The 22,498-nt window shown below is 59.3% G+C and carries 19 protein-coding genes and 1 pseudogene; 14 read left to right on the top strand and 6 right to left on the bottom strand.

Annotated elements, in window-relative coordinates; all coding sequences use genetic code 11:
- Window positions 1-74 precede the first annotated feature (74 nt).
- From repC to IVB54_RS40075, 6 genes and pseudogenes are all read left to right on the top strand, one after another.
- Window positions 75-1,307: a plasmid replication protein RepC gene (gene repC, locus IVB54_RS40100; RefSeq protein WP_247777631.1), complete on the top strand. Its 1,233-nt coding sequence runs from the start codon at window positions 75-77 to the stop codon at window positions 1,305-1,307.
- Between the two features lie 595 nt (window positions 1,308-1,902).
- Window positions 1,903-2,166, top strand: coding sequence for a hypothetical protein (locus IVB54_RS40095; RefSeq protein WP_247403380.1), 264 nt, complete (start codon window positions 1,903-1,905; stop codon window positions 2,164-2,166).
- Window positions 2,167-2,617: 451 nt separating this feature from the next.
- Window positions 2,618-3,184, top strand: a complete 567-nt coding sequence (locus IVB54_RS40090; protein ID WP_247403383.1) for a hypothetical protein — start codon at window positions 2,618-2,620, stop codon at window positions 3,182-3,184.
- Window positions 3,181-3,909, top strand: coding sequence for a hypothetical protein (locus tag IVB54_RS40085; protein ID WP_247540982.1), 729 nt, complete (start codon window positions 3,181-3,183; stop codon window positions 3,907-3,909). Before IVB54_RS40090 ends, IVB54_RS40085 begins: the two co-directional genes overlap by 4 nt.
- 267 nt (window positions 3,910-4,176) lie before the next feature.
- A pseudogene (locus IVB54_RS40080) lies at window positions 4,177-4,577 on the top strand (DNA-binding protein); the annotation flags it as partial.
- A 267-nt stretch (window positions 4,578-4,844) separates the two neighbouring features.
- On the top strand, window positions 4,845-6,401 hold the full coding sequence (locus tag IVB54_RS40075; RefSeq protein WP_247477401.1) for a porin: 1,557 nt from the start codon (window positions 4,845-4,847) through the stop codon (window positions 6,399-6,401).
- A gap of 269 nt (window positions 6,402-6,670) precedes the next feature.
- Here IVB54_RS40075 and IVB54_RS40070 read toward each other — a convergent pair whose 3' ends face one another.
- Window positions 6,671-7,579, bottom strand: coding sequence for a LysR family transcriptional regulator (locus IVB54_RS40070; protein WP_247282215.1), 909 nt, complete (start codon window positions 7,577-7,579; stop codon window positions 6,671-6,673).
- 352 nt (window positions 7,580-7,931) lie between these two features.
- Window positions 7,932-8,804: an isocitrate lyase/phosphoenolpyruvate mutase family protein gene (locus IVB54_RS40065; RefSeq protein WP_247777646.1), complete on the bottom strand. Its 873-nt coding sequence runs from the start codon at window positions 8,802-8,804 to the stop codon at window positions 7,932-7,934.
- Between the two features lie 668 nt (window positions 8,805-9,472).
- Between IVB54_RS40065 and IVB54_RS40060 the strand changes: the two genes are divergently transcribed.
- The 6 genes from IVB54_RS40060 to IVB54_RS40035 all read left to right on the top strand — a co-directional run bounded on the left by IVB54_RS40060 (window position 9,473) and on the right by IVB54_RS40035 (window position 16,482).
- Complete coding sequence (locus tag IVB54_RS40060) at window positions 9,473-11,053, top strand: ABC transporter substrate-binding protein (RefSeq protein ID WP_247777630.1); 1,581 nt, start codon at window positions 9,473-9,475, stop codon at window positions 11,051-11,053.
- A gap of 128 nt (window positions 11,054-11,181) precedes the next feature.
- Window positions 11,182-12,168, top strand: coding sequence for an ABC transporter ATP-binding protein (locus tag IVB54_RS40055; protein ID WP_247477404.1), 987 nt, complete (start codon window positions 11,182-11,184; stop codon window positions 12,166-12,168).
- A complete protein-coding gene (locus IVB54_RS40050; RefSeq protein WP_275996000.1) occupies window positions 12,165-13,163 on the top strand; it encodes an oligopeptide/dipeptide ABC transporter ATP-binding protein in 999 nt (332 codons plus the stop codon). Before IVB54_RS40055 ends, IVB54_RS40050 begins: the two co-directional genes overlap by 4 nt.
- Entirely contained in the window at window positions 13,163-14,098 is a 936-nt protein-coding gene (locus IVB54_RS40045) for an ABC transporter permease (protein WP_247540975.1), read from the top strand. Before IVB54_RS40050 ends, IVB54_RS40045 begins: the two co-directional genes overlap by 1 nt.
- 24 nt (window positions 14,099-14,122) lie before the next feature.
- Window positions 14,123-14,980 carry an ABC transporter permease gene (locus tag IVB54_RS40040; RefSeq protein WP_247477412.1) on the top strand — a complete coding sequence of 286 codons (858 nt, stop codon included), beginning with the start codon at window positions 14,123-14,125 and terminating at the stop codon, window positions 14,978-14,980.
- Entirely contained in the window at window positions 14,977-16,482 is a 1,506-nt protein-coding gene (locus IVB54_RS40035; RefSeq protein WP_247477406.1) for an alkaline phosphatase family protein, read from the top strand. Before IVB54_RS40040 ends, IVB54_RS40035 begins: the two co-directional genes overlap by 4 nt.
- A gap of 279 nt (window positions 16,483-16,761) precedes the next feature.
- Here the strand turns inward: IVB54_RS40035 and IVB54_RS40030 are convergent, their stop codons facing one another.
- Window positions 16,762-17,622, bottom strand: coding sequence for a hypothetical protein (locus IVB54_RS40030; RefSeq protein ID WP_247777629.1), 861 nt, complete (start codon window positions 17,620-17,622; stop codon window positions 16,762-16,764).
- Window positions 17,623-17,810: 188 nt separating this feature from the next.
- Window positions 17,811-18,707: a hypothetical protein gene (locus IVB54_RS40025; RefSeq protein WP_247777628.1), complete on the bottom strand. Its 897-nt coding sequence runs from the start codon at window positions 18,705-18,707 to the stop codon at window positions 17,811-17,813.
- Between the two features lie 905 nt (window positions 18,708-19,612).
- On the opposite strand from IVB54_RS40025, the gene IVB54_RS40020 reads away from it, so the two are divergent.
- Window positions 19,613-20,071: a hypothetical protein gene (locus IVB54_RS40020; RefSeq protein ID WP_247477846.1), complete on the top strand. Its 459-nt coding sequence runs from the start codon at window positions 19,613-19,615 to the stop codon at window positions 20,069-20,071.
- A 196-nt stretch (window positions 20,072-20,267) separates the two neighbouring features.
- Here the strand turns inward: IVB54_RS40020 and IVB54_RS40015 are convergent, their stop codons facing one another.
- Window positions 20,268-21,008, bottom strand: a complete 741-nt coding sequence (locus IVB54_RS40015; RefSeq protein WP_346658866.1) for a DUF2235 domain-containing protein — start codon at window positions 21,006-21,008, stop codon at window positions 20,268-20,270.
- Window positions 21,009-21,065: 57 nt separating this feature from the next.
- Between IVB54_RS40015 and IVB54_RS41890 the strand changes: the two genes are divergently transcribed.
- Window positions 21,066-21,206: a hypothetical protein gene (locus tag IVB54_RS41890; protein WP_346658865.1), complete on the top strand. Its 141-nt coding sequence runs from the start codon at window positions 21,066-21,068 to the stop codon at window positions 21,204-21,206.
- A gap of 68 nt (window positions 21,207-21,274) precedes the next feature.
- On the opposite strand, the gene IVB54_RS40010 is transcribed toward IVB54_RS41890, so the two are convergent.
- Complete coding sequence (locus tag IVB54_RS40010) at window positions 21,275-21,784, bottom strand: DUF2235 domain-containing protein (protein WP_247777627.1); 510 nt, start codon at window positions 21,782-21,784, stop codon at window positions 21,275-21,277.
- Between the last annotated feature and the right edge of the window lie 714 nt (window positions 21,785-22,498).

The raw sequence follows: 22,498 nt of genomic DNA, 5'->3' as shown, positions 1-22,498 counted from the left end.
AATCGCAGTCAAGCGTCTTTAGCGACGGCACCGTTTTGGTGAGCGGATTTTCTTTGCCCGCATGAGGCAAAGACATGCAGTCACACTCCCCAACGACGCCCTTTGGGCGGCGATCGCTGACGCTTGCCCATGTGGCAAGCCAGATGGTCGCAACCGAACGTCCGCCCGAAAAGATCGTCCATAAGTGGAAGATCTTCCACGCCATCTGCACGGCACGGCCGCGCCTTGGCGTGTCGGAACGCTCGCTCTCGGTCTTGAACGCGCTCTTAACGTTCCATCCCGAGACCGCACTGACGGGGGCAGGCGATCTGATTGTCTTCCCGTCCAATCATCAACTCAGTCGGCGGGCGCACGGCATGCCAGCGTCAACGCTGCGACGTCACCTCTCCGTGCTGGTCGACGCGGGCCTGATCGTTCGGCGCGACAGTCCCAATGGCAAGCGGTATGCGCGGAAGGACAATGCCGGCGACATCGAGCTCGCCTTCGGCTTCGATCTGTCGCCGCTGGTCGTGCGCTCGGAGGAGTTCGAGAGCCTGGCAGCCGATATCGAAGCCGAGGCCCGCGCACTCAAGCTCGTACGAGAGCGCATCACGCTGTGCCGGCGCGACATTGCGAAGATGATTGCAACTGGCATCGAGGAAGCCGTTCCGACGCGAAGGGGAGGGCAGGGGCCTGCCGATTGGCAGGTTGTGCACGCCGCCTTCCGCGCGATCGTCGACCAGATTCCGCGCACGGCCACCCGCCAGCAGCTCGAGCCGATCGCCGACGAGTTGTCTCAGCTTGCCGACGACGTGCTCAATCTTCTGGAAGAACACATCAAATCCAAGAATCCGAGCGCCAATGAGTCCCACCCTGAGCGCCACATACAGACTTCAAATCCAGATACCCCAATTGATCTTGAACCTGTCTTCCGAGAAGGCAGGGCGACGGGAGCTGAGCCTAAACCTCAACCGTCGCGAGTCGGGGAGGGGGCCTATCCGTTGGGAATGGTCCTGAGTGCGTGTCCCGACATCGTCGATTATGCGAAGGGTGGGGTTTCGAACTGGCGCGATTTCCTCGCTACCGCGGCCGTTGTGCGATCGATGCTGGGCATCAGCCCGAGCGCCTGGGAGGAGGCGCAAAAAGTCATGGGCGAGGTGCCCGCAGCCATTGTCGTCGCGTGCATCCTGCAGCGCGGGACGGCGATCAATTCCGCCGGCGGTTATTTGCGCGGTTTGACGCGAAAAGCCGAGGTCGGCGAATTTTCGCTTGGCCCGATCCTGATGGCGCAGATCAATTCTCGCCGGCGAGACAAGCAGCGGGCGTGAGGCGATGAGGCGCCGCCCAAACCTTACGTTTCTCGTGGATCGAAGAGGCCAGTCCAACCGGCTGCTGCGGTGTCGACGCAAAGCTGTTCGCAGAGATCGTCATGGCAGAAACTCCCCCCAAATCCTCACTCTGTTTTTCCAGCCTCGTCATGGAGGCGCCGCTGAGCGGCTGATGGAGGTGGCGCGGTTCGCGGACGGGGGCCGAGCCCTGGGACACTACTCCCGTTGGATGGGAGATGGTCGAGCACGCCGTTCTGGGACAACAGACATTTCCGTCTGGTGCAACTCAGACGGTAGCATCCAGCCGCAGCCGAGCAGCGACAGTCTTTTTGAGGAGCTTCTGGAGAGAGGCCAATGACGAGATGAGATCGGTGCCGCGATCGACGGACCGTTCCGCTCGATGCGAGTGGGTGCGGTTTTCCTTCGACGGCCGGCAGCCAGGCCGGCAACGTTCTCAACAGCACCAGTAGTATCGATCTACGTACAGCCTCGCAGAAGATCAAGATCTCCAAGGCGAGGCGAGTACCTGTCTATCTTAAGCGGGACGATGCGACGCCTCAAGGAACGCACTTCCTCTCCATCGGATAGGGCGGGATTGACCAGCAGCATCGTGCTTGGAATGACAGCCCTTTTTCAAATGGACATGTTCGAGGGAGGAGTGATCGATGCTGCGCCGCTGCACCAGGGCGCTGACCTCTTCCTGCCGCTGCTCGAGAAGTGGACAGCCATGGAAGACTATGAACCGGTCGACGGGCTAAACTTGGCCGAGGGATTGGCGCGATTTGGATCCCAGGACGCGTTGTCGGCGATCGAGCGGAGATTGAAGCAGGTGCTTGGTTTGAACGATATCGATCTCTAGATTCTGACACGGCAGCACACGTTGGGCATGCACTGACGACATTGCGTGAAAGACAGCATCTTCTGCCGCTTTCATTTCTCGAGAGAGTGGTCGCCCGATGGTCCTACAACGAGGCATCCGGAGCCGTCTCTATGATCGCCGCGCACGGCACGCAAACCGCGCTAGATGTATTGCTGGAAATCCACACGGGCGCCACCATCTCGCTCAAGGGAGCGGTTATGGATTCGCTAGAAACGCTGGCGGGCCGGTTGGGCGTACGAATTCGGCTGACAAGCAAGGGCAGACTTGAATCAGCAACAATTGAAGTAGCGAGAATCGAAGATACTACTAGGAAGTGGGACGAACCTCCGCGTTAGTGGGCGCCACAAAGCAATACGTTCTAATCTTGATCCGAAGGCCCCTTATGGTCTACTGTCCTTAGTCCTAGGACAACGGACGAGAGCGAATCCGTATGAAAAGTCAAGACGTTGTTATATTGCTGAAGCTCGTGAGCCTTGAGCAGGCCAAAAATGAGGGCGACCCGCATCTTGGGGAGGCTGCGCATAACGATGACCCGTACTCAGTACGCAGCCTGGAATCAGCCCTTGGTATCAGCAAGACAGAGGTCAATGCGTCGATTAACCGGAGCGTTTCGTCGGGCCTTGCGGTCAAAGATCGGGAAACCGGCCAGGCAAAGCCCAACCGCCGCGATCTCTATAATTTCGTGGTGCACGGATTGAAGTTCGTTTTCCCGGCTAAACCGGGTGCGATGACCCGGGGCATCCCCACCGCCTTTGCGGCCGCCCCGCTTAAAAATCTTCTGATCAGCGCAGGAGAGTACATTTACGTCTGGCCGTACGCCAAAGGCAAGGACATGGGGCAGGCGGTAGACCCGCTGTTTAAAAGCGTACCCCAGGCCATTCAAAAAGACGATCGCCTGTACGAGTATCTGGCCCTTATCGATGGTGTCAGGCTTGGACATCAAAGGGAGGCTGGGCTCGCGGCCGAGCGTTTATCGGAAAGGCTTCTCAGAAAATGACCACCGTTAAAGGCCAGTTGCTTCATATGTTGCAAACGGTCGCGCAGTCTTTGGGAGATGAACTGCGCGAGCGGCTGGTGTTTGTTGGCGGTTGCACAACAGCCCTTTTCATTACGGACGAGATCGTGCTCGAAGGCGTTCGGGCAACCGATGACGTGGATCTGATCGTTGATCTCGTCGGACATGCGCAATGGGCTCAACTGCAAGACGAGTTGCGTCAGAAGGGGTTCGTGGAATCTCCGGAAGACGAGGTCATTTGCCGCATGCGGCTCGGCGACCTCAAAGTCGATTTCATGCCGGATGATGAAAGCATTCTCGGCTTTAGCAATCGCTGGTACGCCAAAGGCATCGAGACGGCGGTCACGTGTCACCTGAACGAGACATTGAACATCAAGCGCCTCACGCCGGAACTGTTCGTGGCGACAAAGTTGGAAGCATATCTCGGCCGCGGCAACGACGATCTCCTAGGCAGCCGTGACATCGAGGACATCCTTCTCGTCGTTGACGGGCGAGAGGAACTCGTGGCTGAAATCCAAAACGCAGACGATGATGTTCGCTGCTTCATTGCAGAGAAGTTCAAAGCGCTCTTAGGTCATGAGGATTTTGATCATTTTCTCGACGGCAATATCAAGGGACCTGAAGGCCGGGTCGATATTGTACGAGAGCGCTTTGTTGCCACAAGCCGGAGCGATGCTGGCGAGCAAGAGGGGAATGGAGATCAATAGGCACAGTGAGCAAGGAAAGAGGACGCGCGATAACCCGGATTGCGGCGGAGTCGGAGTGCGCGCCGATGCCGTGTTATGTCTCCTTCTCGACGCTTCAACCAACAAGCGGTGACCTTGCCCGTCAGATTATCCACGATGTCGTAGGCTGGTGCGTCGCCACAGACGAAGCCGCAATGGCAGAAAGCCTCAGCCGGCAATTGCGCCGCACTCATCGCAGTTTATCTCGGCTATTTCCGCGGGACAGCGTGAGCTACGTGCTCGCCCAACGTGGTGAACCAACGCCTGCGACTCGCCTCGGTTTCGCCCACGCTGCTCGAGGTCTATGCCGACGAGGGCATGTCGCTCGAGCAGTTGATGGCCTCCGCCGTCACCGCGGATCACGGCCGCCAGGAGCAGGTCTGGCAGACCATCTCCGGCTCTTGGCAGAAAGAGCCTTATCAGATCCGCCGCATGCTGACGGAGAAGTCGGTGCGCGCCTCCGACCGTCGCGCCATGTTTGTTGGCTAGATGCCTACGAGGCGGCCGGTGGCGTGGTGCTGCGCAACCCGTTCCAGTCCGACGACGGCGGCTGGCTCGAGGACGTCGCTCTGCTCGACGGTCTGGTCGCTGAGAAGCGAAAGGCAGAGGCGGAAACGATCGCCGCCGAAGGCTGGAAGTGGATCGAGCTCCCAGGGTGCGAAGCTCATAGGCCAGTACGACAGCTCAGCGCTTTGTCGCTGGGTGGCATCCGACCGCTCGCCTGGACCTGCGCAGCAACACGCGCTTAGCCCTACGTATCTTGCGGCCGAGAAGTCGATTGGATGACTCCAGTTCTCATGTGATCCATCGTGAAATCCGAACCTGCCATCGGATTACTTGATCTCCGTCACCAAACGATTGCGTCCCAACGATACTGCGTCGGCCGCACAAATGCTGACCTCCAGTGGATAGGGACAATGACACTCTCAGAAACGAACTTTCGCTTACTTCGAACAATCAAGAATGTTGTTTTGACTCTTGCGTCGGCGTCTCTCGCGTCGAGTGGGGCACAAGCTGCTGACCTGCCAGTCAAAGCCAGAGCAGTGGAGTACGTGAAGGTTTGCTCACTGTACGGCGCTGGCTTCTACTACATCCCTGGCTCGGACACTTGCATCAAGCTTGGCGGATATCTGCGCGCTGACGTTGTCGCGAATAGCAACAGCGATTTTGACCCGGCCGCCAATGGCGTAGCGGGAGCACGCAACCGTCTAGGCAATAGCTACACTTGGCGCGCGCGTGAAGGACTGAGCATCGACACGCGCACCGCGACTGAGTACGGCCTCGTTCGCACCTATTTCTCGGGCGTGTTCACCTGGACGTCAGGCGGCTATACTGGCGCCGGCACGAGTGCCGTCAATGGGGCGACCGCTTACACAACGTCGACAGCTTCACAGGTCGCTGGTGGTTCGCTCGGCGTCTACTCCGCCTTTATCCAGTTCGCAGGCTTTACGATGGGTAAGGCCGTCTCACAGTTCTCGGCGCCCTGGACCAACTATCCAGGCAACGAGTTCGATGATCTTCCGGGCGGCGGCGGATGGGTCACCGGCGTGAACCAGTTCACCTATACCGCTGACTTCGGACAAGGCATCACGGCCGCTTTCTCAGCCCAGGATCAGGTCGCCTACGGCACGACCAATCTCTGGAATGTAAGCGGAGCAACGGCGGCCGCTCTCGCCACCGGTGCGTACGGTACTAACAACATCGGCGGTTCATCGTCTCCAGACCTCATCGCGATGGTTCGTATTGACCAGGCGTGGGGTCTCTTCCAGGCGTCGTTCGCGGCGCACGACAACCATGCTGGGTACTACGGTGGCGACGAAGCGACCGGGCATCCGGACGACAAGTGGGGCTGGGCTGCTGCTTTGGCCTTGTCAATCAAGAACATCCCGACTGGAGCCGGTGACACGATCAACGTGTCAGGCGCTTATACCAACGGCGCGACCCGCTACAACTTCAACGATTTGATGCCAACCACTTACGCGATGTACGGCGGCACGGGGCTGGCAGGTGCTTATCAGAGCGTCGGCCTGGCGGGCTTGTCTGACTCCGTGTTCGTTGCCGGTGCGGGCCAGGAGCTAACCACGACGTACGGCTTCCATGCTGGTTACACACACAACTGGGATCCTCATTGGAATAGTGCCATCTACGGGGGCTGGGGCGCCGTTCGGTATAACAGCGCAGCCAAGGGCTACATCTGCGGTGCATTCGTAGCCAACCTTGCGCTGTCGAGCGGCAATGCTGGCTGTAATCCTGATTTCAACTATGGGGTTGTTGGCGTCGTCACGCGCTGGACGCCGGTCAAGAACCTGACCTTCACGGCAGATCTCGCCTACACCATGCTCGACCAAAAGTACGCGAGCGGAAGTACAGTGACACTGCCTGTGCAGTCTGCGGTCGCCAAGCCGGCGGCCCCCTACGAATTGAAAGATCAGAGCACGGTGACCCTGCTCTTGCGGGCTCAGCGGAACTGGTGAGGCTCTGTCTAAACCAGCGGAAGGAGAAAAGAGGGCTCAAAGAACGAAGAAAACCTCCAAGGAGGCCTCCGGCATGCCCGCCGGGGGCCTTCTGCAATTCGTATCTAAATCAGGGCTGAGTGATACGGCTGCTTTCAAACGACGTTGAAGGACCTTTTTCTTGGTCCAGAGGAAGGGCCGAGCTTCGCGTTGTGGGCTTTGCTCTCACGTTCAAGAAAAGCGGGCGCCAGGTGAGATGTTCAGCAAATTGGAATGCTGCTACGACAATGTTATGCCGTCTCCGCAAGGGCGGTCTTCTTACAAAGACGAACGAGCCACCGGCAAAAAGCGCGAGACATTTCGGGATTATCGCCTCGGTCGACAGCATAGGCGCGATACTGCATGCCGCTGGGAGTGCGCGATCGTGGAATCACATTGAGAGCTCCACCACGTACCAGGTCACTTACAATGATTTCGGGCGCGACGAGAAGACATTTGCCCGTCATCACCGCCGGCAGGGCCAGGTAATTGTGATCATATCGCGCTCCCGATTTTATATCCTTTGGGGTCAGGTTCATGGCCCGCAGCCATGTCGGCATTATGTCAGGCCGGGATGTGATGTTCAGGATGGGTACTGTGCGAACAACCGGGAGGCTTTTGCCATCGACGTGATTTGGTGAGCCCACACATACGAGTTGCTCGTTGTAGATTTCCCAATCATCTGCCGGCTCGATTACGGAAAGATCCCGTGTGATCAAAATGTCGTAATCGTCGGACGACGTCGGTTGCGAAAGTGAGCTAATCACATCCACAACTACGCCGCCCATTTCATTAGAAAAAGCTTGGAGATTTGGAATCAGAAAGGCGTAAGCGAAAGTCGAGAGTGACGTGCGGACTACAATCCGATTGGTGTCTCGACGATTCCGTCGGCGCATTCTCTTGGCGGTGAAGCAAACGGTATCTAGCGGTTCTGCAACCGTGTTCGCAAAAAGCCGTCCGAATTCCGTCAATTCGCTCCGCCGGCCGCGACGCTGCATGAGGTCACTGCCCAGATACTCCTGCAGCACGGCGAGGTAGCGGCTGACCGAACTCTGGGTCATTCTCAAGGCGCTAGCCGCGCGGGTTACGCTTCCCTCGCGCGCAATTGTGACGAATACCCGGATCGCATTGAGTGGCACTTCATCCGTTTCGGTAGCCATTTTGTGCTCCGGAATTTCGGGCATGCCCGTCAGTTCTCGCAGGAGGGCATTGCCCGAAATCAATAGTCCATCACATTATTCGATGTTCGTAGCCGGGTTACTAGATACCAACTGCAGGTCGCGCGCGAAAGCGATTTCGCTCAGACGCGGTGCAATCCGTGCGAACGAGCTCACTTCTAGGTGCGCACATTGGTTTCCAAAGGCGCGACGAAATCGTGCCGTTAAATCGGCTGGCGTGATCGCTCTTTGCGCGGTCCCCCTTCTGGAGGAGAGGGGCGTTTACGGCAATTGGCGAACAGCAAAAACTGCGCCCGAGCAGAGCTCAGACGCAATGACGCCCTGGACAAGAGATCTAGCGAAGGAAGCGAGCTTCGGCCGCCTTGACGCTATCCACGTTCTGGAGGTCGAAAATCTCCTCGACCGGCAGAATATCCTTGTGGACGTTCTGGACGCCGCCATCGGCAATGATTCGGCGGAAGGTCTCTCTCATCGCAGTTGCAGCAGCGCGGATACCGTAATTGCCGTAGATCATTACGCGGATATTCCCGAGTGCTTTGACCCGCTCGGCGTCCAGATCCGGGTAGGCGTTCGGCACGATCGCTAGCGGCACCGATCCGCCCCAGGCGCGCGAAAAGCTTTCGATCTCTGATGCATCCTTCTTTTTCGAATGGATTAGCACCATTCCGGCGCCGGCCTCTTCGTAAGCTTTTGCTCGGCGCAGAGCTTCAGTTTCGCCAAGACCCGCAATCAGGGCTTCGGTGCGGGCGATCACGAGAAAATTTGGGTCTCGTCTTGTCGCAACAGCGGCCTCGATCTTGCCCTGGAACTCCTCCACGCGAAGCAGTTCCTGGCGTCCGCCAGCCATAAGGCTCGTCACTTTCGGAAAGGTTTTGTCTTCGATCACCACAGCGCTGGCGCCAGCTCGCTCGTATTCCTGAACGGCGTGGATCACGTTGATTGCATTGCCATAACCGGTGTCAATGTCAGCGATGATCGGCAGCGTCGTGCGTCCAGCGATCGAGCGCAGCATGTCGAGATGCTGGGTCATCGAGATCAGGCTCATATCGGGCAGACCGTAAAGCGCGGAGAGTTCGAAGCCCGATGCCCACAAAGCATCGAACCCGGCCTCTTCGGCCAGCAGAGCCGAAAGAGGGCTATGGGCGGCCATGACATGGATGAGACTGGTCTCGTTCAGGCGAGTACGAAGGCGTTTGACGGAGGACATCGGGCAACCCTTCTTTCGCGGATTCGGCTGGCCTTCACTGAGCGGGGTCACCTCGGCGCCCTGATCGCGCAATTGGGCCGCGCCAGCGGTCATGATCTTGGCTTTTTGAGGGACGGACGACATCTGAGTCGGTCTAAAACGAGAGACAAGAGTCAGCACCTGAGTGAAAAGCGGAAATCTTGCCGGTTTCTAATTGCTCTTAAGCGGGCCAACCAATGGTGTGATCGCATTCCTACGATCTAGTGATCGAACATGTCGATGTTGGTCTCGTGGCTCGTTTCATCTCAGACTTGCCTCGAGCGTCAAAGGGGGGAACATCGCTCTGCGCCACGGTCGATCACTCGAGGTCATATTTGGTTGCGCTAACAGTGAGAGCGCTGACGTCTCTCTAGTTAGGCAGCTTCACTCACCCCAATGGGGAGCGAGCCAGTTCCGAGGAGGCACCTTTCTCTGCCCGGAAGCCTCATGTCATCTCATATGCGCACGTGAACATCGACTTACTCGATGAATGTCATCGCAGCGTAGTATTTCGCGGCTCTAACGTCGGACACGTTTGGCAAGCACGAGATCAGCGATCTTAGTTTTCGACCGCTGCGAGGATCTGCTGATCGCCGCAAGGTCAAGGCTGTGCGTTCCGTACTGATTGAAGCGAATTCCGGGAGACGGTGATGACCCGCAGCCATCTGACACGGCGAGAGGCTTTGACTGGTGCGGTCGCAGTAGGCTTGTTGCCGACCGCGAGCACCGCCTGGGCTGAGAGCGACGGCAAGAAACCAGCCCGGCGGCGATTAAGAGTTGGCATGTCCGGCTTTCCCCGCACGTTTGACCCAGTCATCGCAACCGACACCGCCATTCGGCGGATCATGCCACAGCTGTTTGATAGCCTCATTGGCTTTGACCACGCCAATGGGATGGCGCTGCGGCCGGCATTGGCCGAACGTTGGGAGCGAGTTGATGCGCAGTCGCTGCGGCTGTTCCTGCGCAAAGGCGTGGCGTTCCACGACGGAAGCCCGCTGTCTGCCGAAGATGTCGCCTTTAGCCTCGGGCCCGACCACCTCTTAGGACCGGGCCGCAGCGGAATGTCCGATGCGCTGCAGTCGCTGGACCGGATCGACAAAGTGGATGTCGTCGATCCCTATACGGTCATTGTCCACGCCAAAGGGAACGACGCACTGCTCGAGCAGCGTCTGGCTTCCTGGGGAGCGGAGATCGTCTGTAAGCGCGCGTTTACCGCCGCGGGCTCGTGGGAGCGCTGGACGGCAGCTCCTGTAGGGAGCGGTCCGTACAAGCTCGTCAATCACAAGCTCGACATCCATGTCACGTTGACTGCGCACGATGCATATTGGGGCGGGCGGCCACCATTTGAGGGCGTCGAATATCGCATTATTCCCGAGCTTTCCGCGCGCGTGAACGGCCTTCTTGCCAACGAGCTCGATCTCATCACTGACATCCCACCCGATCAATTCGAGCGTATCGAGAAGCGGGCCGATCTCCAGGTCTCGGGCGGGCGAGTACAGAATATCCGCTCGCTCGTGCTCGACCAGAACGATCCGGTGCTGAAAGACGTGCGGATCCGCCGCGCGATGAGCCTTGCGCTCGATCGCAAGCTCTTGATCGAGAGCCTGTGGGCGAACCGTCTGCCGATTCCGAATGGCTATCAACTCGCGAGTTATGGCCAGGGCTACATCGAGGATTTCCCCGCGCTGCTTTATGATCCTGATAAGGCGAAGGAGCTGGTCGCTGCGGCGGGCTACAAAGGAGAGCCGATCATTTATCGGCTCCTCAACAACTACTACCCCAATCAGATCTCTGGCGCGCAAACCATGATCGAGATGTGGCGTGCAGTCGGCCTGAACGTCAAAATCGAGATGATGGAAAACTTTGCCCAAGTTCAGCGCCAGCCGGTGCGGGCGATCTTCGACACCTCCAACACGGCGTTGTTTCTGGATCATCTCGGCCATCCCTGGCGTGAATACGGCCCCAGCGGCGCCCTGCCGAAGTCGGTCGGGGTCTGGAAGAACGAGGAGTATTTCGCCTTGGGCGCGCAGCTCCAGGAGACCGCTGAGCCCGAGCAGCGCCGTCCAATCGTCCGCCGCATGCTCGAGATTATCAATGACGTCGATCCACCCTGTGTGATTTTGCATGTGTCCGGCCAGTTCTATGGCAAGCGGCGCGACGTACCCTGGTTGCCGGGGCTGACGCTCGATCTCAATTTCGGCCCATTCAACAGCGCCCTGATCCGGACCTGAATCAGTATGAATGACGCGTTCCTCCGCTTGCGCGCAGCTCCACCACGTGGGCTGCCCGGCTCCCGCAATTCCTACGACGCCGCCCGCGAGGAGCAGCCGCGTCGACGCTGGCAGGACAGGGAGCTCAGATGACACCACTTCTTGAGATCACAAGGCTGCAGGTCGCTTTCGACCAGGTGCCGGTGCTGCGTGGAATAAATCTTAGTCTCCGCCGTGGCGAAGCGCTGGGCATGGTCGGCGAAAGTGGTTGCGGAAAGTCGGTGACTTGGCTTGCGGCGCTTGGCCTCTTGGGGGCACGCGCCCGGACGGCAGGCAGCGTACGCTTTGCTGGCGAAGAGCTTCTCCATGCTCCCGCCCGTCATCTGGAACAGGTGCGTGGTGGCCGAATTGCAATGATCTTTCAGGATCCGACCAGCGCGCTCAATCCCGTGCGTACCGTGGGCGATCAGATCGGCGAAGCTCTGCAGCTCCATCGTGGGATGGACAGGCGCAGCGCGCTCAACGAAGCGCGTCGTCTGCTGGATCAGGTCGGCATTCCCGATGCGGCGCGACGGCTTGGCGGCTATCCGCACGAGTTTTCCGGTGGGCAGAATCAGCGGGTCATGATTGCCATTGCGCTTGCGGGACAGCCCGACATCCTCATCGCCGATGAACCCACCACGGCTTTGGACGTCACTATTCAGGCGCAGATCCTTGAGCTTCTGCAAGAGATTCAACGCGAAAGAGGCATGGCGCTGGTCCTGATCTCACATGATCTGGGCGTTGTCGCCGAGATCTGCGAGCGCGTGCTGGTGCTTTACGCCGGGCACATCATTGAAGAAGCACCCGCCGTGCGTCTGTTCGACCATCCCACTCATCCATATACACGCGGGCTTGTTGGGGCCCTCCCGAATCTGGACGGGCCTCGGCAGCGCCTCGCCGCCATTCCCGGTGTCGTTCCGAGCCCGGCGGACCTTCCGCCAGGATGTCCCTTCGCGCCACGCTGCGACCTGCGCACGGACCGGTGTGGCGAATGCACTGTCGAATTGACGTCTGTGGAGGATAATGCCGACCACAGAATTGCCTGCTTGCATGTCACCGGCCAGCGGTGCCAGGACGAGACCGTCGCCGCATGACGATGACGGTCGCACCGCTTCTCCAAGCCGATGGGCTTGTCCGACGATATTCCTTGCGCCAGGGCCTGTTTCGGGGTCACTCGACGGTCCACGCCGTCAATGGACTGTCGCTGTCTCTGGCCAGCGGTGAGACGCTCGGACTTGTTGGCGAATCGGGCTGCGGAAAATCCACCGCCGGCCGGCTTCTCATTGGCCTGGAACGACCGGATGCGGGCACCGTCAGCTTCGGCGGAGAAGAGTTGCCGGCGATGGGCGATATCCGTTGGCGGCATCTCAGGATGCGAATCCAAATGGTATTTCAGGACCCGCTGGGGGCGCTCGATCGCCGGTTGACGATCGGGGCGCAAATCGCAGAACCGCTCGAAATTCATCAGATCGGCAGCAAGTCCGAAAGAGCGGACCTGATCAATAGGCTCCTCGCTGACGTTGGCCTCAGAACCGATCACGGGGCGCGCTATCCTCATGAACTCTCAGGTGGCCAACGCCAGCGTGCGGTGTTGGCACGGGCACTCGCGACTGATCCGGACCTCATCGTGTGCGACGAGCCGGTGTCCGCGCTCGACGTCTCGATCCAGGCTCAAGTGGTCAATCTTCTGCGTGACCTGCAGGAGCGGCGGCGCATGGCGATGATCTTCATCAGCCATGACCTGCGCGTCGTTCGGCAGATCAGTGATCGCATCGCCGTGATGTATCTCGGCTCGATCGTCGAAGAAGGCTCGCCCGATGCAGTTCTGCGCGCCCCCTTGCATCCGTATTCAAAAGCGCTGGTTTCTGCCGTACCCAGGCCTGGACGGCGTAGCGAGCGGACGATCCTGCAAGGTGATCCGCCCAATCCATCGGCGCGGCCCGCCGGCTGCGCCTTCCATCCACGTTGTCCGGCGGCTCTTCCGGCCTGCGCACGGATTGTGCCCGAGCTCACATCCGTAGGCGCAGGACGCAGGGTCGCTTGCCATTTGATCAACAGGGATGGTCTTCAACTTGGGAGCGTCGCCTGATGACCCGCTTCATCATGGTTCGGGTGGCTCGCGCCGTGCTCACCATAGCGATGGTAGTCACATTCGCCTTCGTGGTTCTGCGAGCCTCTGGCGATCCCGCTCGCGCGATGCTGTCGCCTGAAACGTCGGCCGACGCGGTCGAGGCGTTTCGCAAGGCTTGGGGGCTCGATGCACCACTCTGGGTCCAATACGTAAAATATCTTCTTGCGGTCGTCCACGGAGATCTCGGCCAATCCATGCGGGACGGGCGTACTGCCGCCACGGTTGTTGCCGAACGCATCCCGGTCACGCTGATGCTCACTGCTCCGGCACTCGCCCTCAATCTTCTCCTAGGCGTTCCGGCCGGCATCTATGCAGCCCTCAAGCGCGACAGTTTCACCGACCGCCTGGTGATGATGGTGACGGTAGCGGGCTTCACCGTGCCTTCATTCGTGCTCGGGCTCGTACTCGTGCTCGCCTTTGCGGTCGAGCTTCCCTGGTTTCCTTCAGGGGGCGCAGGCAGCGTGCGCCATATGGTCCTGCCGGTGGTCACGCTTGGCCTTGGCGGCGCGGCCGTTCTGGCTCGTTTCACCCGCAGCGCCATGCTCGAGGTGCTCGGGCAAGCCTATATCCGCACGGCGAGTGCCAAGGGTGTGCCATGGCGCAGAGTCGTGACGGGTCATGCCCTGCCCAATGCCGCCATACCAGTGTTGACCATCGTGGGTTTGATGGTAGGCAACTTAATCGCGGGGACGGTGCTCGTCGAAAGCGTCTTTTCCTGGCCGGGAATCGGCAGTCTGCTCGTCGTCTCCGTCGTAAGTCGCGATCTGGCTGTGGTCCAATGCATCTTGCTGCTGGTGGCAGCCGCCATGATCGCGACGAACCTCGCAGTCGATCTCCTTTACGGTATGTTCGATCCGCGTCTGCGCGATACGCGCTCTGCTGGAGGAGCGTAGATGGCGGAAATGTCTGCCGGACAGATGTCGTTTGCTCACGTTAAGAAGAAGAGAGTACTTCGTTGGCGCAATGTTGCTGTGCAAGGCGCCATCGCTTGGCTCGCGCTCATGCTCGTGATCGCGATCCTGGCAGATCGTCTCGCTCCCTATGATTATGCCGCACTTGATCTTCGGCATCGTCTCGCTGCGCCTATTGGCTTCGGGGGGCACGTATCGCATCTGTTCGGCACCGACGAGCTTGGCAGGGACCTGCTGGCTCGTTTACTGATATCGATCCGGATGAGCCTTTTCATTGCTTTTGGAGCCACGTTGATAGGCGCATGCCTGGGTACCACGCTCGGCTTTCTCGCCGCCCATCTCCGCGGCTGGGTCGAACAGGTCATCCTCGCATGTGTCGATTTCCAGGCCAGCATGCCGTTTCTCGTTCTAGCGCTCGCGGTACTTGCATTCGTGGGTAACTCTCTGCTGCTCTTCGTGGCCCTCCTTGGCCTTCATGGCTGGGAGCGCTACGCGCGCGTCACGCGCGCGCTCGCGATGAGCGCGAACACGCAAGGCTATGCGGTCGCCGTACGCCAGCTGGGCGCGGGACCTTGCCGCCTTTACCTGCGCCACATCCTACCGAACATCGCCTCAACCCTGATCGTCACCATGACTCTTGCCTTTCCGGACATTATTTTGCTCGAGAGTGGTCTGAGCTTCCTTGGTCTGGGCGTGCAGCCGCCGCTCACCTCTCTTGGCAATATGGTCGGCCATGGTCGTGACTATCTGACCCGCGCGCCCTGGATACTCGTGCCCTCTTCGCTGATCATCTCGCTCACCACACTGTCCATCTCGCTGGTCGGGGACTGGCTGCGCGATCGCATGGACAAGACATTATCGTGAAAGCCTCTGTGACCCACCCTGTTACCCGACGCGTCATCCTTGTCAGTTTCGATGGGCTCCGTCCCGATCTTATAAACGCTACAGCGACTCCTCATCTTCACAGGCTGCAGCGGCAGGGCGTGACCCTCGCCCGGAATGCCACGGTCTATCCGAGCGAAACGCGGGCAGCGATGCCTAGTCTTGTTACCGGCGCATCACCCGGGCGCCATGGCATGGTCGGGAACCAATACCTCGACCGCGCAGCGGTGCCGTCCCGCTACGTCGACACGGCGGATGACCAGCTGGTCGAAACCCTGGATACGTTGAGCGGCGGGCGTCTCATGGGCGTGCCATCGCTCGGTGAGGTTCTTGCCGCCCACGGCAAGACGCTCGCGGTGCTCGCCTCGAATTCTGCCGGGACAACCCGCTTGTTCAACCACAAGGCGCGCACGCTCGGTCATCCCACAATCTCGGGGCACTTCGCTCGGCTCGCGACTTCCCGATCTCTTCTCGAGGCGCTGAATGCTCGTATCGGTCCACCCCCGGCGCCCCCGCCTGCAGGAACGCCCGACCTCGCAGCGCAGAGCTATCTGACGGCGGCTTTGCTCGACATCGTCTGGCCACAGCTTCGGCCGGACGTCACCATTCTCTCCTTTGGCGAACCGGACAGCTCGTCTCATTACTGCGGCACGGCAGGGGTACGGACCTTGGAAGCGCTCGCCTGGGCCGACCAGCAATTCGGTCGCGTTCTGGACTGGTGGGAGGCTGAAGGTCGGCGGCAGGACGTCCACATCATTGCCGTCTCCGATCATGGGCACGTGAGCGTCCATGCGCAGGCTGACGTTCACCAAGTGCTCAGAGATGCCGGATTCCGTTGCGGCTCGGCGCCCGGACAAGACGTAGATGCGATACTCGTTCCCGGCCAGGTCGGAGCCATTTATCTGGCAGACCCCTCGGAGCTGAAGATCCGGCGGGCGGTCGCAGCAATGACCAAGGCGCCGTGGTGCGGACCGATCTTCACCGCTGGACGAAATGACGTCGACGGCATCGCGCCGGGCAGTTTTGCGCGACAGCTTGTGATGGCAGATCATGCCCGTTCCAGCGACATCCTGTTCTCCTATCGCGCCGATAGTGAATTCGATCCATTCGGCCTCATCGGCCGAACCTGGAGCAACGACGCGCCGATCGGACTGGGAGTACATGGCGGCTTGCATCCTAAAGAGTTGGCGGCGGTCGGCATTCTCGCCGGACCTGCCTTCCGCTCGGGCAGCCTTTCAGAAGTTCCGTCGGGAATCTGCGACATCGCGCCGACCATTCTGCATCTCTTGGGAATTGTCGCCCCTAGCCAGATGGATGGGCGCGTCCTCAACGAGACGTTTGCGACATTGCCCCAGGCTGCACCCGCTTCGGTCGTAGAGACCGTCTATGAAGCAAGCTCCTCCACTTACCACCAAGTCTTGCGCCGCATACAGGTAGGAGCCGCAGCCTATATCGAAGGCGGCTTTGCGGAGAGCGCCGCGTGAGTGTGGTGGCTCTTCCCGCCTCTTACAAGCGACGATCCAGAAGGTCTACTCTCATCGTAGGCTCGCCGCTCATTCCTGCCAGGCGTCGGCATCCAGAACATCATCTCGGGACAAGCGCGGAGCCAACGAAGCGCGCGCCTATGCGACCTCTGGCCTTGCCCTGCGCGGGATTCGAAAACTGGCGCGCTACGAGGTCGGCACGCTGCTTTCCCACCCGTTCGGCGCCGGCTGGCGAGATCAGCATGACAGCGCGGCTCGGCGCTAGCGGCAGGGCCCGCCTCAGGAGATTTGCGGCTTATCCGGGGGCGGAGTGAATCTGTAGACTGCCTTGCCGCCCATCTGCGGGTTCTCGTCGAGCTCGCTCGTGTCGTGCAGCGAGATGCGCGGCAAACGGCGCTTGATCCTGCGCCGGACTTCCGTCTCCGGGAATGTCAGCCTCTGAAAAAAGTCCAAGGTCCTGCCGCTCTTATCGGCGAGAGCCTGGGCCGCCTTCACCCACTCGCCCGCAATCCGCCTGCGCTCCATCTTGATGGCGACGTCGAGGTCGCCGAGATCACCGCTGTCGGTGAGGTAGGAGCCGAACACGCGCACCTCAGTGACATAGTGAAGGAGCTCGCCGTCATTGTTGATCCTGGCAACGCGCGCGAGGACCTCAGCGAGCAAAGCCTCAGCGGCCGCGCGGTTCATGCGAGGAACTAGGGATTTCATCCCGGTCGCGTGGCCCTCGTCGGTGACCCGATAGACCGTGCGGCCGTCGCTCTCCCGGCGGTCGTCGCAGATGAGCTCCTGCGCGAGCAACGCTCCGATCAGGCCGTGCGTCTGAAGGGTAAAATCCGGCACTTTGGGCAGGCGCACCCCGAAGATCTTGCCGCGGCTGCGTGCGGTCGTCCAAAGGCGCAGAGCGTGACCGCGATTGGATGCATCGAGCTTGCCGGTTTCAATCAACTCATTGATGGTTGCGCGCCACCATGTCCTGAAGAGGTGCTCGTTGACCAGATCGGAAAAAAAGCCATCGGAGTTCGTGGCATCGGCCAGCAGGTCGCGGACGAGCTTGGCCGGTTGCCCTCCGATCCGGGTGTTGCGGTCGAGTTTCGGCGCTTCCAGGTGCCCCGCGATGCCGGCTAGCTCTTTCGGAAACAACCTTGCCTCGATCTGCGTGTATTTCGCACCTGCGCATCGGGCGAAGCTAGAGGTCCATTGGCTCAAGCCGGTGAAGCCGACATAGACGGCTTCGTCCCCGTGCCGGTGCACAATCAGGCGCAGCCAGCCAGGCGTGCTAGTCTTCTCATAGAATCCTTGCTCGGACTGCGAGGCCTTGACGGGACAGCTCATGACTTCGTCGCCTCAGCGAAGCTTTCGATGGCCTCCTGGAGCCGCTTTCGGAATTTGCCGGGGACGTCGAGTGCGTAGCTGTCGAGCATATAGAAGGTGTTGGCGCGCCAATGCCGCGCCGTTTTCTTCGGGTTGGTGAGGCTTGTCACCTCGAATTCGATCTTGTTGGCGCCACGCGGATCGGCAAGGACAAGCCAGTCGTCCTGGACGAACCTGTAGGTCCGAACATTGCCCTCGATGATGATCTCGAAGCCGAGATCGTGTAGCCGCTGCTCGGCCTCACCTATCTTTGCTTCGCCTCGCGCGGGGCCGCGCCACTCGTTCTGGTACAGAAAGGCCGGAGGAGCTTGCGCGGCGTGTTGCACCATCGGTTCCAACTCCCGTCGCTTCTGCTCGCGCTCCTTTTCGGCGCGGTCACTGGCGAGCAACGTTTCGTGCAGGTAATCGGCCGCGAGCTTGAATGCCGTGCCGAGCACCGTGCATTGGTGCATATTGCCATAACCCCTCAGGTGACGTTCCAGCCCGCCTGGGTAGGCGAACCCGCCGCGCGCGCCGAATGCGGTCGTGCCATCCCCACATAACGGGCATGCCGCGCGCTCTTCGATGCCGGGATATGAGGCCTGCGCCGGATCGACCTTGGCGTGCTGGATCACGGCTCCGGCGGTATCGCGCTTCCATTTTTCCCACTCAGCCCTCGTTGTGCAGCCATAATAGCTGAACAGCAGGTCAGCAATCTCTTGAGGCTGCAGTCGGATCAGGTCATGGCGAAGGTCGGACAGCTCGCGTCGTAATGCCTTGATCTCTTGAGCCCGCGGGTCGATCGGCGGCGAATAGTTGGGTCGGTATGTCCTTTTGGGCATGATAATGCTCGCGCTCAAAACACTTTTACGCATCTAATAATAGCCGGAATCCTTTTTTCGCGCTGAGTAACTAAAAAAGGCTTCTCGAACCGAACGAAAACCAGAACGGGGCCGCGTTAGCTTCCTTGGCGGCGGCTCACCAAATGCTTGGTGGACCACGCTCATACCTGCTCGACCTCCCGGAGAGTAGTCGCACGTACTTTCGACCGATCGAATCCAAATGATACTGGGCGTATATCGGACGCGACGCTATCCCGAAGTTGCTTGTTGTAATTGCTAAAGAATTTTGCTACTACTTAAGGTGCGGATCCGAGGATACTTTCTTTAAGCTCTTTGCGTCTCCATACGGTGGTGGTTCTCTAAGAACTTCATAATTCCTCTTTTCGTATGGATGGAGTGGTCTTACATCTTGCTGTAGATGAGAGTCGCGACTTTCGAGAGACATGGCATCAAATGGCAGTGAAGAAATCTAGTAGAGCGGCGGCTAAAAAGTCCACCGCCGGTTCCGGGCATTCGGGCAACTTGGTTGGAGCAACCTTCCGAATGTTACCTCCCGCGGAGGTGAAGAAGGCCGCAGGGGGACGCTGGGTCACAGTAGGCGAAAGCAAGAATCCCGGCGTGAAGCGGATAAAAAACCTGTACAAGACGGCTGGTTACGATCCGATCGGGGCGACGCCAGACGGAGTCGTCATCGTGAAGCCGCCAGGTAAGCCACGCGGATTCAGTGTGCAGCGCCTAGAGAAGGCCATCACAGGTGTTCGCGGAAGATCTTAATGTCTCGCCCATCTGCGGACCTGGCTGTCTTCATAAATTGTCCCTTCGATAAGAAATATAGACCTTTTTTCGACGCGATAGTTTTCACTGTCGCTCGCTGCGGCTTCCAGCCTCGTTGCGCGCTCGAAAGTATCGATAGCGGGGGGACCCGGATCGAAAAGATCATGAAGCTGGTCGAACAATGCCGGTTTGGCATTCACGATCTTTGTCGAACTGAGCTGGATAGTACAAGTCGACTACCGCGGTTCAACATGCCCCTTGAACTAGGAATTTTCTTGGGAGCGAAGCGATTTGGAACAGCGCAACAGCGTCGGAAAAGTTGTTTGGTGTTGGACAAAGAGAAGTATCGATATCAGAAATTTATCTCCGACATCGCCGGGCAAGACATACAGTCGCATAACGGAAATACCAATTCTGTCATAGCTCAGGTCCGCGACTTTCTTCGAGCGGAGTCAAATCAGAAAGTTCTTCCTGGCGGGACTGTGATAGCCAAGGAATATATGGAATTCGAAAAGCAAAAGCGCAAGATTTGCAAAAAACTCGACTTGGACCCTATCGCATCGACTTTTACGGACCAAGCCTACATTATCGCATACTGGATCAAGCAAAAAGCTGTCGGCTGATCTGCTGCTTCACTCGAAAGCGAGCCCATCCGCAAGTCCCATTCGCGGAGTTTCGTGGGAGATCGATTGCTCCCGGCGCGGTCGCAGCCAATCTTCGCTGGGCAGCCGATGAAGGAGCGGTCATCAAGGAGGACCGCGGCACGGGTGCGTGCATCGATGTCGCCTATCCGACGATAGGGACGTGAAGGCTCAAGCTCTATAGCCGGCCCACATGGTTGGCTTTTTCCCATTTAGACTCGAGATCGTCTGCAACGCACTTAGGCAGTGGAGGCGTCCCGTGGTCGAAATAGCTCCGGAAATCGACGTGAACGCGCATGTTGTCCGGACGATAAGGTGCCATCCGATCATAAAGCAGGACGTGGTCTGTTTCGAACCGTTTGTAGACGGATTTGTGCATTGGTGACGCGGACTCGCCGGTCTCCGGATCGACAGGAAGGTGGCGCACACCGGCCGTGAGGATGCTGCCCGCTTGCTCATTGTGTTGCGGTCCGGCGGGGTCTGGAGATAGCCGCAAGACGCTGCCATGATGCTTGAGACCATCCGGGACGAGCGACGCGCCAGCGACCATCCATTTTAGCGCCACGTCCGACAGGCGCGCTTCATTCTCCAGATAGCCACCACCAACGTCGGCGTGTACGCCCGGAAACCAGACTTGCTCGAAATAGAGATTGCCGTGAGCATCGCGTTGGTCCTGCTTCTCGGCTGTCGGCGACCAGTGAACCCGTTTGAAATCGGCGCGGTTCTCGTCGATCGAAATCGCATGTTTGGCGTAGCCGACATTGCGGTTCAATGTGGTGTCATAGAATTTGTGCTTGGGGGGCGCCAGGTGCAGGGTCATGAGCCGCTTGGCCAGACTGTAGCCCGGCATTGGCGGCGCGAGCTTGAGATAATTCCTCAGAAACGCAATCAGTGCGGCTGTGATGCCGAAATAGCTCAAGATGCGCGCTACCCATCCAGCCCACGGAAAGTAAGGCTCGAGCACGCTGCCGCCCGCATGCAGTCCGACCAGGATGGCGATGCCAATCGCTACGAACGCAGAGCCAAGATATCTGTGCCCGAGAGCCGCGACGGTATCGAAGACGCCGATGAAATAAGGAAATACATTGGCCTGTTCGACCTCGCCAACGGTCTGTGAACTGCCATGCTCGCGCCGGAATTGCGCTGCGATGGCATCCCGCGTTTCGAGCAGGAATTTTCGGTAACCTATGGTGTCCTTCCGGGTGTAGGAGGGCAGAATTGGTAAACATTCTTGACCGCGTGCTCGGCCAACTTCTTGATACTTTTGGAGTCGCGGTTGAGGGGAGAACCATCGGGCAGGTATTGCGGGATGCCGCATTGGGTCATCACGCCGGCGACAGATCGAACCGTATAGGCGCCGCGACTGAAGCCGATCAGATAGATTCGATCGCCCTCTTCGTAGAGAGCGATGATCGCCGCGTAGCAATCGACGATGTTGCGGGTGATCCCGAGGCCCGTTGCCATGCTGGCCAGGTTGTAGAGCCACCGCATCCAGCCAGTCTTGAAGTGGCCGCCGTCGGAAGCCGACCCCAGACCAGGATCGTAGAAGGCCACCTGTGCTGATGGGTCAACCTTGGTATCAGGACCAACGCGACAAGCTCGGTAGAGCTTGTAGACGTTCGTTCTAGCCTCGTCGAAATTGATGCCGCCGGCCTGGCCGGTGCCATCTGAGAAGATCACAATGTTCTTCGGCATTTCACCCCATCCCGAGTGTGATAGTTCCGAAAATGTATCATAGATTGTGCCTGCGGAATACTTGGGCGGATCGTGCTGCTGCATATTCTGAGCGGCGCTGAGCTGGTCGGAGCCGAACGCTTGCCCGCAGTTCGGACGCGGCGATCGACACGCTCACCCGTCCGTCTGCAGCAATCACGCACGGCGAAAGGCGTAGATCGCGTTCAACGGAGGCGGCGCGTCCAGAATGTGCATTCGAGTTGCGTACTGCCGTGACATGTCGACGAACTCGCCGATCAGATCGGGTCGGTGATTTCTCTTTTGAAAGGATGAGATCCGCAGCACGAGCATTGGCTTTCAGTTGCTCCAAGCTCGTTGCGTTGGGAATGACGCGGACATTGGCGTTTTGGCCAGCACCCAGGCAAGGGACCAGGTTAGATCGACCGGCCCGCCGAGATGCGCCCGACATCGTGCCACCCAAGCAAGGATTGCGGCCCGACGTCGATATAACGTTAGCGCCGCTCCGCCGAAGGCGGCTGCGCCACGGGAGATCGCAGGCTTTAGAGCGCCTTGGGCAAGCCTTCTCCGATCTCATTCCCGAGGCGGCGCGCCCCGGATCAAAATGAGGGAGCTATGGTTCCGGTTCAGCGCCTTGGCCTGGCCGATTAGTTGTGTGCCCTCCAACCCGACGCATGATTTCGACCCGCGCGCCTGCTGTGGCGCAGTTATCGTGCA

Origin of the sequence: Bradyrhizobium sp. CW1, from assembly GCF_023100665.1 — a bacterium.
Classification (GTDB): Bacteria; Pseudomonadota; Alphaproteobacteria; order Rhizobiales; family Xanthobacteraceae; genus Bradyrhizobium; species Bradyrhizobium canariense_D.
Note: the sequence above shows the minus strand (reverse complement) of the source record. Positions and strands in the feature narration are given on the sequence as shown.